At 38.2% G+C, this 314-nt stretch carries 1 protein-coding gene; it reads left to right on the top strand.

Features of this window, described 5'->3' with window-relative positions; all coding sequences use genetic code 11:
• A partial coding sequence (locus tag D5S11_RS19955) for a hypothetical protein (RefSeq protein ID WP_164833855.1) occupies nucleotides 1-314 on the top strand: 314 nt, incomplete at both ends.

The raw sequence follows: 314 nt of genomic DNA on the forward strand, positions 1-314 counted from the left end.
TGGTAATCTGTTTGCTGATGTAGTGATTGAAAGATTAAAAATAACTGATAATACAACAGCATCGAATAGTATTGATTTATTTAATGAGGCTGTAGCAGGGTCAAGTGTTGATTGGCCTGATGTATCCGCTAATAACAAAACAATTACATTGGTTGATACTGCCACAGATGGTAGTCAATGGGAGTTGATCGGCGGAGGTGGTGGGGTAACTGTAGCAGTAACGGAAACACTCAACCCTTTTGTTGACTCATCAGTAATTAATATTGATTACAATGTAAGTGCGATTGTTACAGAGGTATTTCAACCGTTCTCTG

Origin of the sequence: Bacillus sp. L75 (assembly GCF_003676355.1) — a bacterium.
Lineage (GTDB): Bacteria > Bacillota > Bacilli > Bacillales > Bacillaceae > Bacillus > Bacillus velezensis.